Origin of the sequence: Streptomyces boncukensis (assembly GCF_011045075.1) — a bacterium.
GTDB lineage: Bacteria > Actinomycetota > Actinomycetes > Streptomycetales > Streptomycetaceae > Streptomyces > Streptomyces boncukensis.
The window spans coordinates 1-9,109 of sequence record NZ_JAAKZZ010000311.1 but is presented as its reverse complement, the minus strand read 5'-3'; the positions used below and the strand labels follow the sequence as shown (position 1 = coordinate 9,109).

Sequence of the window (9,109 nt, the reverse complement as noted above, 5' to 3'; positions counted from 1 at the left end):
CGCGCACAACTCCACCCTGAAAGGGGCGGAAGGAACCAGGAACCCACCCGGAGGGGTGGCCCCGAACCTACCGAGGCCACCCCAGACGGAAAATCCTCGCCCTTCAGGGCGATGGATGGGGGTTAACCCTGCTCCCTGTTCTCCGGCTCCCCCTCCGTTCCTTCCGCCCCGTCCGCCGGAGGCGGAATGGTGGGGCTCACTTTGAGCCAGACGAGGAAGGCCAGCCCCAGGGCCAGCATGGCCAGCCCGGTCCACAGGTTGATGTTGATGTTCTGGGCCTTCTCCAGGTCCGCGTCCGAGGGGTTGATCCCGGCGATCGTGACGATTACCCCGTAGACCACGAACAGGCCGCCGATGATGCGGCGTACGTCGAACAGCCGGGCGGCGGACTGGGACTTGCGCTCCAGCTCCTCGACCTGGTGCGCGAGCTGCTCGGTCTCCGACTCCGGGCGTCCCGGACGGTGCTCGTTCGTCATGGTGCTTCAGCGCTCCTCGCGGTCAGAAGGAGAAGGGGATGTAGCAGGCGGCGGCGAGGATGATCGCGCCCCAGCCGAGCAGCGCGGGCTTCCGGTACCACGCGTCGTCGCCCTCCGCCGGGGGCTCTTGGAGGCCGGGCGAGACGGTGCCGTAGACGAGCCCCGCGAGCTGCTCCACGGGCTTGGGCCGGGTCACCATCGTGACGAGGACCATCACCACGCCGCCGACCACGAAGGCGACGATCGACGAGACGAAGTTGGCGCCCTGGTCGGTGGGGATGTCGATGACGTTCTGCTTGTAGAGCCAGAAGTAGTTGACCATCGCGGCGGCGGTTCCGCTCAGCAGCCCCCAGAAGCCGGCCGCCGGGCTGGTCCGCTTCCAGAACATGCCGATGATGAAGACCACGAACAGCGGCACGTTGAAGAAGGAGAACAGCGTCTGCAGGTAGTTCATGATGTTGCTGAACGTGGAGGCGATGAACGCCGTCCCCATCCCGCCCAGCACGCCGATGACGGTGACCACGCGGGCCGTCAGCACGTAGTGCTCGTCCGGCTGGTGCTTCTTGAGGTAGGCCGCGTAGATGTCGTTGGTGAAGACCGTGTTGAACGACGAGATGTTGGCCGCCATGCCCGCCATGAACGCCGCCATCAGCCCCGTCACCGCGATGCCCAGCACGCCGTTCGGCAGCAGGTCGCGCATCAGCACCGGGATGGCGTCGTTGTATTCGAGTCCGCTGCCCGCCTTGCCCAGCGTCGGCTCCATCACGAGCGCGATCAGGCCCGGCACCACCACGACCATCGGGATGAGGATCTTGGGGAACGCCGCGATCAGCGGGGTGCGCTGGGCGGCGGAGAGGTTCTTGGCGGACAGCGCGCGCTGCACCTCGGCGAAGTTGGTGGTCCAGTAGCCGAAGCTCATCACGAAGCCCAGGCCGAGCACGATGGTGAGCCAGTTGGCGCCGAGCGGGTTGTCCGAGCCGATGCCGGTGCCGTCCCAGGCGGTCATGAAGGCGCTGCCCTTCTCGCCGCTGAGCGTGTCCGAGATGCCGCTCCAGCCGCCCACGTGCTTGAGGCCCACGATGGTGAGCGGGATCAGCGCGGCGAGGATGACGAAGAACTGCAGCACCTCCGTGTAGATCGCGGAGGAGAGCCCGCCGAGCGTGATGTACGCCAGGACGAAGAAGCCCGCGACGACGATCGCGATCCACTGGTCCCAGCCCAGCAGCGCCTCCAGGACGATCGCCAGCGCGTAGAGGTTCACGCCCGCGATCAGCACGGCCGAGACGGCGAAGATGACCGAGCTGAGCAGGTGGGAGGACGGGCCGAAGCGGTGCAGCAGGAACTCGGGGACGGAGCGCACCTTGGAGCCGTAGTAGAACGGCATCATCACCAGGCCCAGGAAGACCATGGCGGGGACGGCGCCGATCCAGTACCAGTGCACGGTGTAGACGCCGTACTGCGCGCCGTTGGCGGCCATGCCCAGGATCTCGGTGGCGCCGAGGTTGGCGGCGACGAAGGCGAGGCCGGTGATCCAGGCCGGGAGTGAGCGGCCGGAGAGGAAGAAGTCGAGGCTGGTCTTCACGCTGCGCTTGGCGGCGAAGCCGATGCCCAGGACGACGGCGAAGTAGATGCCGAGAAGTGTGTAATCGAGTCCGTTGGTGGGGAGCCGTAGCCGTTCGGCCAGGTACAACATGGGTCACTCGCTTCATTGCGCGATCGGAACGATCGAGAAGGTACCCGGCTCGCTTCACTTTCTGAAAGGACTTGTTGCGGGACTTTGTTTGATTGTGATGATTTAAGCGGGATGCAGCCGGGGTGCTGTCGATAGCTGTCTAAGGTGTCGGTTTTTGTGCGGTCGCGCTCGTGAGCCATGCGGGCACACTGCGTCTGTTGGCTCCTGGTTCTTTGTGTGCGATTATGTTGGGGCCCCGTACCGAGGAGCCCGCACGGTGAAGAAGACCTCAGCCCGCCTCGCCGACGGCCGCGAGATCGTCTACTACGACCTGAGCGATGCGGCGGTGCGCACCGCCGCCGACCGCCGCCCGCTGCCCCCGGCGGCGGCAGCCCCCGAGATCCGCCACGACCCGCTGCTCGACGACTGGGTCGGCGTCACCGCCCACCGCAACGTCCGCACGTACCACCCGCCGGCGGACGAGTGCCCGCTGTGCCCCTCCCGGAACGGCCGGCTGACCGAGATCCCCGAGGCCGACTACGACGTGGCGGTCTTCGAGAACCGCTTCCCGTCCTTCTCCGGCGGCCCCGGTCCGCGGACGGCCCACGGCGGCGGCCTGTTCACCGCGCGGCCCGGCGCCGGCCGCTGCGAGGTCGTCAGCTTCACCGCCGACCACGACGCCTCCTTCGCGGACCTCGGCGAGGAGCGGGCCCGGCTGGTGCTGGACGCCTGGACGGACCGCACCGCCGAGCTGTCCCAGCTGCCCGGCGTCGAGCAGGTCTTCTGCTTCGAGAACCGCGGCGAGGAGATCGGGGTGACCCTCTCCCATCCGCACGGGCAGATCTACGCCTATCCGTTCACCACCCCGCGCACCGCGCGGATGCTGCGCTCCCTGGCGGCGCACGGCGAGCGGCCCGGCGGTGACAACCTGTTCGACGACCTGGTCGCCAACGAGCTGGCCGCCGGCGACCGCGTCGTCCTCGACGGCGAGCACTGGACGGCGTTCGTCCCCTTCGCCGCGCACTGGCCGTACGAGGTGCACCTCTACCCCAAGCCGCGGGTTCCGGACCTGCTGGCGCTGGGCGAGGAGGCGCGCACCGAGTTTCCACAGGTTTATCTGGAACTCTTGCGGAGGTTCGACCGGATCTTCGGCGAGGACCAGCCCCGCACGCCGTACATCGCCGCCTGGCACCAGGCGCCGTTCGTCCGGGGGCGCGGGGCCGGGGCCGCGCTGCGCGAGGAGTTCGCGCTGCACCTGGAGCTCTTCACCATCCGGCGGGCGCCCGGCAAGCTCAAGTACCTCGCCGGCTCCGAGTCCGGTATGAACGTGTTCATCAACGATGTTCCGCCCGAGGCGGCGGCGGAGCGGCTGCGAGAGGTGGCGAGCACATGAGCAGGTTCCTGGTGACCGGCGGAGCGGGGTACGTGGGCAGCGTGGTGGCCGCGCGTCTGCTGGAGGCCGGGTACGGCGTGACCGTCGTGGACGACCTGTCCACCGGCTTCCGCGCCGCGGTGCCGGACGGCGCCACGTTCCTCCAGGCCCGTATCCAGGACGCCGGCAGCTGGCTGGACGCCTCCTACGACGGCGTGCTGCACTTCGCCGCCTCCTCGCAGGTCGGCGAGTCGGTCGCGGACCCGGAGAAGTACTGGCGCAACAACGTCGGCGGCACCGTCGAACTGCTGGGCGCCATGCGCGAGAAGGGCGTGCGCCGGCTGGTCTTCTCCTCCACCGCCGCCGTCTACGGCGAGCCCGAGCGCACCCCGATCACGGAGTCCGCGCCGACCGCGCCCACCAACCCGTACGGCGCCTCCAAGCTGGCCATGGACCAGCTGATCGCCGGCTACTGCCAGGCGTACGGCCTGGCCGCGGCCTCGCTGCGGTACTTCAACGTGGCGGGCGCGTACGGCGGCCACGGCGAGCGGCACGACCCCGAGTCGCACCTCATCCCGCTGATCCTCCAGGTCGCCGCGGGCCGCCGGGAGTCCGTCTCGGTCTACGGCGCCGACTACCCGACGCCCGACGGCACCTGCGTCCGCGACTACATCCACGTCGCGGACCTCGCCGAGGCGCACCTCCTCGCCCTCGACGCGGTGCGCGCCGGCGAGCATCTGATCTGCAACCTCGGCAACGGCAACGGGTTCTCCGTCCGCGAGGTCGTCGAGACCGTCCGCCAGGTGACCGGGCAGGCCGTCCCGGAGACCCCGGCCCCGCGGCGGCAGGGCGACCCGGCTGTGCTGGTCGCCTCCGCCGAACGGGCCCGCACCCGGCTGGGCTGGCGGCCCCGGCGCACCGCGCTGGAGGAGATCGTGGAAGACGCCTGGCGCTTCGCGCGCGGAACGGGAGAGCGGTCATGAGCTTCCAGGACGTCTACGGGACCGAGCCCGAAGGGGTGTGGGCCGCACCCGGCCGGGTCAACCTCATCGGTGAGCACACCGACTACAACGACGGCTTCGTGCTGCCCCTCGCCCTCCCGCACACCTGCCACGTCGCCGCGGCGCGGCGCGACGACGGCGTGCTGCGTTTCCACTCGGCCGACGTCCCCGGCGGCGCCTACCAGCTGGAGCTGGACGCGCTCACCCCCGGCCCCGAGGGCGGCTGGGCCGCGTATCCGGCGGGCGTCGCCTGGGCGCTGCGGGAGGCCGGACTGCCGGTGGGCGGCGCCGACATCCATGTCGCCGGCACCGTGCCGACCGGCGCAGGGCTGTCCTCGTCCGCCGCGCTGGAGGTCGGCACGGCGCTCGCCCTGGGCGACCTGTACGACCTGGGCCTGAGCCGGGAGCGGCTCGCCCGGCTGTGCCAGCGGGCCGAGAACGACTTCGTCGGCACGCCCTGCGGGATCATGGACCAGATGGCGTCGGCCTGCTGTACGGAGGGGCACGCGCTGTTCCTCGACAGCCGCGATCTGAGCCGCCGCCAGATCCCCTTCGACCTGGCGGCGGAGGGGATGCGGCTGCTCGTCGTGGACACCCGCGTCAAGCACACCCTGAGCGACGGCGCCTACGCGGCGCAGCGCCGGGCCTGCGAGCGGGGCGCCGAGGCACTCGGGGTGCCCGCGCTGCGCGACGTGCCCTACGACGGGCTGGAGGCCGCCCTCACCCGGGTGGACGACCCCGAGGCGCGGCGCTGCGTGCGGCACGTCGTCACCGAGAACCGCCGGGTGGAGGAGGCCGTCGGGCTGCTGGAGCGCGGCGAGACCCGCGCCATCGGCCCCGTGCTGTACGCCGGGCACGCCTCGCTGCGCGACGACTTCCGCGTCTCCTGCCCGGAGCTGGACACGGTGGTCGAGGCGGCGGACGGCGCGGGGGCCCTCGGGGCCCGGATGACCGGGGGCGGCTTCGGCGGCTCCGCGATCGTGCTCGTGGAGGAGGCGGCGGCGCGGCCGGTCACCGACGCCGTGCTGGCGGCGTTCGAGAAGGAGGGGTTCGGCGCCCCCCGCGTGTTCGAGGCCGTGCCGAGCGAGGGTGCACGGCGTATGTGACAGGCGTGCCGCGCGCGTGCGGGGCGCGCGGCGGGCAAGGGTACACCGGCGTGTCTCACTTCTGACGTGTCGCCAAAACAGTTTTGCCATTTGCCTTCCGCCGTCACAGCTCGCCCGTACTCTGATTCTGAACGCACAGCGCCGGTGGGGGCCGGTGCGGTGCGGATCAGGGGGCGAGAGCGCCGGGTACGACGCCCGGCGGCGGGGTAGCAGCGAACCACGGCGGCGGTCGTGCGGTAGCGCGACCCCGCACCGGGTGCCGTGCCCGCACTGCCAGGGGGTGCCATGCAACGTATTCGTGTGCTGGTGGTCGACGACCATCGCATTTTCGCCGAGTCCCTGGCCGCCGCGCTGGCGGCCGAGCAGGACGTCGAGGTGGCCGCGGCGGGCAGCGGAGCCGCCGCGCTCCGCCATCTGGAGCGCGGGGTGGCCGAGGGCCGCCGCTTCGACGTGCTGCTGGTGGACGCGGACTTAGGCGCACCGATGCACCCGGGGCCGGGATGCGGCCCCGCCGGTGTGGGCGGTGCGGCCGGCGGAAGTGCGAACGGCGGGTCCCCGGGCCGGGTACCGCTGGGCTCCGGCCCGCTGGAGGACGGGGTGCGGCCCGCCGACCCCTCCGGCGGACTGCCGCTGGTGGCCCGGGTCCGCACGGACTATCCCCAGCTGCGCCCGGTGGTGCTGGCCGAGCGCGACGACCCCCGGCACGCCGCGGCGGCGCTGCAGGCCGGGGCGGGGGGCTGGGTCGCCAAGGACTGCTCGCTCTCCCGGCTGCTCCAGGTCATCCGGGGCGTGCTCAACGACGAGACACATCTGCCGCCCGCGCTGCTGACCGGCGTCCTCAAGGAGCTCACGGCCACCCGCAAGCACCGTACGGAGAGCGAGCGGCTCGTGGAGTCGCTGACCCCCCGGGAGCGGGAGGTCCTGCGCTGCATGGTGGCGGGCCTGGGCCGCAAGGCGGTGGCCGAGCGGCTCTACCTCTCGCCGCACACGGTCCGTACGCATATGCAGAACGTGCTGGGCAAGCTGGGCGTGCACTCCACGCTGGCCGCCGTGGCGCTGGCCCGCCGCGCGGGAGTGGGCCCGGCGGAGCTGGAGCCCGTCCGCGCGGGCTCCTGAGGAGGGGCCGGTCAGGCGGCCGGTCAGAGGGGCCGGTCAGGGGGGCGCCGGTCAGGGGGAGTTCTTGAGCACGCTCCAGCCGCCGTCCACCACCATGCTGGTGCCCGTGACGTAGGAGGCGTCGGCGGAGAGCAGAAAGGCGACCACCGCCGCGACCTCCTCCGGCCGTCCGTGCCGGCCCGCGGCGGTCTCGTCCGCGGCCCGCGCGCGGTCCTGCTCGGCGATGCCGTCCCAGGCGCGGGTGAGGATCGGACCCGGCAGCACACTGTTCACCCGAACGTGCGGCCCGTAGTCCACGGCGAGTTGACGGCCCAGCCCGGTGAGCCCCGCCTTGGCCGCCGCGTAGGCCGGGCGGCCCGGCAGCCCGACCAGGGCCTGCACGGACGAGGTCAGCACGACGGCCCCGCGCTGCTCCCGCAGATCGGCCAGGCAGGCGCGCACGCCGAGGAAGGCGCCGGTGAGACTCACGCCGAGCTGCCCCTCCCAGTCGGACAGCGTGAGGCTGCCGGCGGAGCCGGGGAGCACCAGCGCCGCGTTGCTGACGAGGCCGTCGACCGGCCCGAAGCCGGTGCGCGCCGTCGCCACGGCGCGCGTCCAGGCCGGTACGTCCGTCACATCGCCCAGCACGAAGGCGGCTCTGCCGCCGGAGGCGGTGATCTCGCGCGCGGTGCGCCGCCCGCCGTCCTCCTCGTTGTCGAGGATGACGACGGCCGCGCCCTCGTCGGCCAGCCGGTGCGCCGTGGCGGCGCCAATCCCCGCACCACCGCCGGTGACGATGATGGTGCGTCCCGCGAATCGGAGTGCGCCGCTCATATGGATTGATGTTACGGGGATCGCCCCGGGAGTACCGCGCCCCCTGGGGGCGCGAGCGACCACGACGCGCGCGCGGCCTGCTCGTCGCAGGGCGCGGGAGTCATGAGGGGACGTTGTCGAAGGGGGCCGTCAACTGGCGGAGCAGGGCCGCCAGCTGCTCGCGCTGCGGCCCCGAGAGCTCCGCCAGGATCGCCCGCTCCTGCGCCAGCAGCCCGGCGAGCGCGCTGTCGCCCCGGTCGCGGCCCTCGTCCGTCAGCCGTACCAGCACCCCGCGCCGGTCGCTGGGGTCGGGCAGCCGCTCCACGAGGCCCCGCTTGGCCAGCCGGTCGATGCGGTTGGTCATCGTCCCCGAGGTGACGAGGGTCTGGGTGAGCAGTTGGCCGGGCGAGAGCTGATACGGGGTGCCCGCGCGCCGGAGCGCCGTCAGGACGTCGAACTCCCACGGCTCCAGCTCGTGCTCGGCGAAGGCGAGCCGCCGGGCGCGGTCCAGATGGCGGGCCAGCCTGCTGACCCGGCTGAGCACCTCCAGCGGTCCCACGTCGAGGTCAGGGCGCTCGCGGCGCCATGCTGTCACCAATCGGTCGACCTCGTCCTCCATGGGACCAGTGTAGTAGTTGTGTCGACGTGAAGTCTCTTGACGTCAAGAGATATAGCGCGGCACCCTGCTCGTATGGCTATGACACCGAGCCCCGCACGCCCCGTATGGGACCCCGGGCAGTACCTCCACCACGCCGACCACCGGCTGCGCCCGGTCCTGGACCTGCTGGCCCGCGTCCCCGCCGAGCTGCCGGGGCGCCCGGCGCCCCGGATCGCCGACCTCGGCTGCGGTCCGGGCGGCCCCAGCGCCCCGCTCGCCGAGCGCTACCCGGAGGCGTACATCACCGGGTACGACAACTCGCCCGCGATGCTCGCCGAGGCCCGCGCCCACGAGCGCCCCGGCCGCCTGGACTTCGCCGAGGCCGATCTGGCGACCTGGCGCCCGTCTCCGGCCGACCGCTTCGGCCTCCTCTTCTCGAACGCCGCGCTGCAGTGGGTCCCGGACCACGTATCCGCGTTCCCCGCCTGGGTGGCGGCGCTCCCGCCCGGCGGCGTCCTCGCCTTCCAGGTCCCCGGCAACTTCAGCGCACCGAGCCACACCCTGCTCGCGGAGCTGCGCAACGCGCCCCGCTGGCGGTCCCGCGTCGGCGCACCCCCGCGCACGGACGCGGTCCGCACTCCGTCCGAGTACGCCGAGCGCCTGCTGGCCCTGGACTGCGCGGTGGACGCCTGGGAGACGACGTACATCCACCTCCTCACCGGCGAGGACCCCGTCCTCGACTGGGTCAAGGGCACGGCCCTGCGCCCCGTCCTCACGCTCCTGGACGACGACCCGGGGGCGCGGGACGCGTTCCTGTCCGAGTACGCGGAGGCGCTGCGCGAGGCGTATCCGCAGGGGCCGGACGGGAGGACGCCGTTCCCGTTCCGCCGGGTGTTCGCGGTGGCGGAACGGCGGGGGTGACGGGGGCTTGCTGGGCCGGGGCTGCCCCTTGCTGTTTCGTCGCAGTCCGCGGCTG

9 protein-coding genes are annotated in these 9,109 nt (G+C 72.2%); 5 read left to right on the top strand and 4 right to left on the bottom strand.

The features are described from left to right. Positions 1-122 precede the first annotated feature (122 nt). On the bottom strand, positions 123-476 hold the full coding sequence (locus G5C65_RS24770) for a DMT family transporter (RefSeq protein ID WP_165301136.1): 354 nt from the start codon (positions 474-476) through the stop codon (positions 123-125). 22 nt (positions 477-498) lie between these two features. Further along, the gene (locus G5C65_RS24765) at positions 499-2,169 is read right to left on the bottom strand and encodes a sodium:solute symporter family protein (RefSeq protein ID WP_165301135.1); all 1,671 of its coding nucleotides are present in this window, start codon (positions 2,167-2,169) and stop codon (positions 499-501) included. A 256-nt stretch (positions 2,170-2,425) separates the two neighbouring features. On the opposite strand from G5C65_RS24765, the gene galT reads away from it, so the two are divergent. The 4 genes from galT (at position 2,426) to G5C65_RS24745 (ending at position 6,743) form a co-directional block, all read left to right on the top strand. Further along, a complete protein-coding gene (gene galT / locus G5C65_RS24760) occupies positions 2,426-3,541 on the top strand; it encodes a galactose-1-phosphate uridylyltransferase (RefSeq protein ID WP_165301134.1) in 1,116 nt (371 codons plus the stop codon). Next, a complete protein-coding gene (gene galE, locus G5C65_RS24755) occupies positions 3,538-4,503 on the top strand; it encodes a UDP-glucose 4-epimerase GalE (RefSeq protein WP_165301133.1) in 966 nt (321 codons plus the stop codon). The genes galT and galE overlap by 4 nt, the downstream gene beginning before the upstream one ends. Next, entirely contained in the window at positions 4,500-5,627 is a 1,128-nt protein-coding gene (galK, locus tag G5C65_RS24750; RefSeq protein WP_165301132.1) for a galactokinase, read from the top strand. The genes galE and galK overlap by 4 nt, the downstream gene beginning before the upstream one ends. Before the next feature lie 285 nt (positions 5,628-5,912). Further along, entirely contained in the window at positions 5,913-6,743 is an 831-nt protein-coding gene (locus tag G5C65_RS24745) for a helix-turn-helix transcriptional regulator (protein ID WP_165301131.1), read from the top strand. 51 nt (positions 6,744-6,794) lie between these two features. Here the strand turns inward: G5C65_RS24745 and G5C65_RS24740 are convergent, their stop codons facing one another. Further along, entirely contained in the window at positions 6,795-7,556 is a 762-nt protein-coding gene (locus tag G5C65_RS24740) for an SDR family NAD(P)-dependent oxidoreductase (protein WP_165301130.1), read from the bottom strand. Positions 7,557-7,656: 100 nt separating this feature from the next. Continuing rightward, positions 7,657-8,154: a MarR family winged helix-turn-helix transcriptional regulator gene (locus G5C65_RS24735; protein ID WP_165301129.1), complete on the bottom strand. Its 498-nt coding sequence runs from the start codon at positions 8,152-8,154 to the stop codon at positions 7,657-7,659. Between the two features lie 78 nt (positions 8,155-8,232). Between G5C65_RS24735 and G5C65_RS24730 the strand changes: the two genes are divergently transcribed. After that, positions 8,233-9,054: a trans-aconitate 2-methyltransferase gene (locus tag G5C65_RS24730; RefSeq protein WP_165301137.1), complete on the top strand. Its 822-nt coding sequence runs from the start codon at positions 8,233-8,235 to the stop codon at positions 9,052-9,054. Positions 9,055-9,109 lie beyond the last annotated feature (55 nt).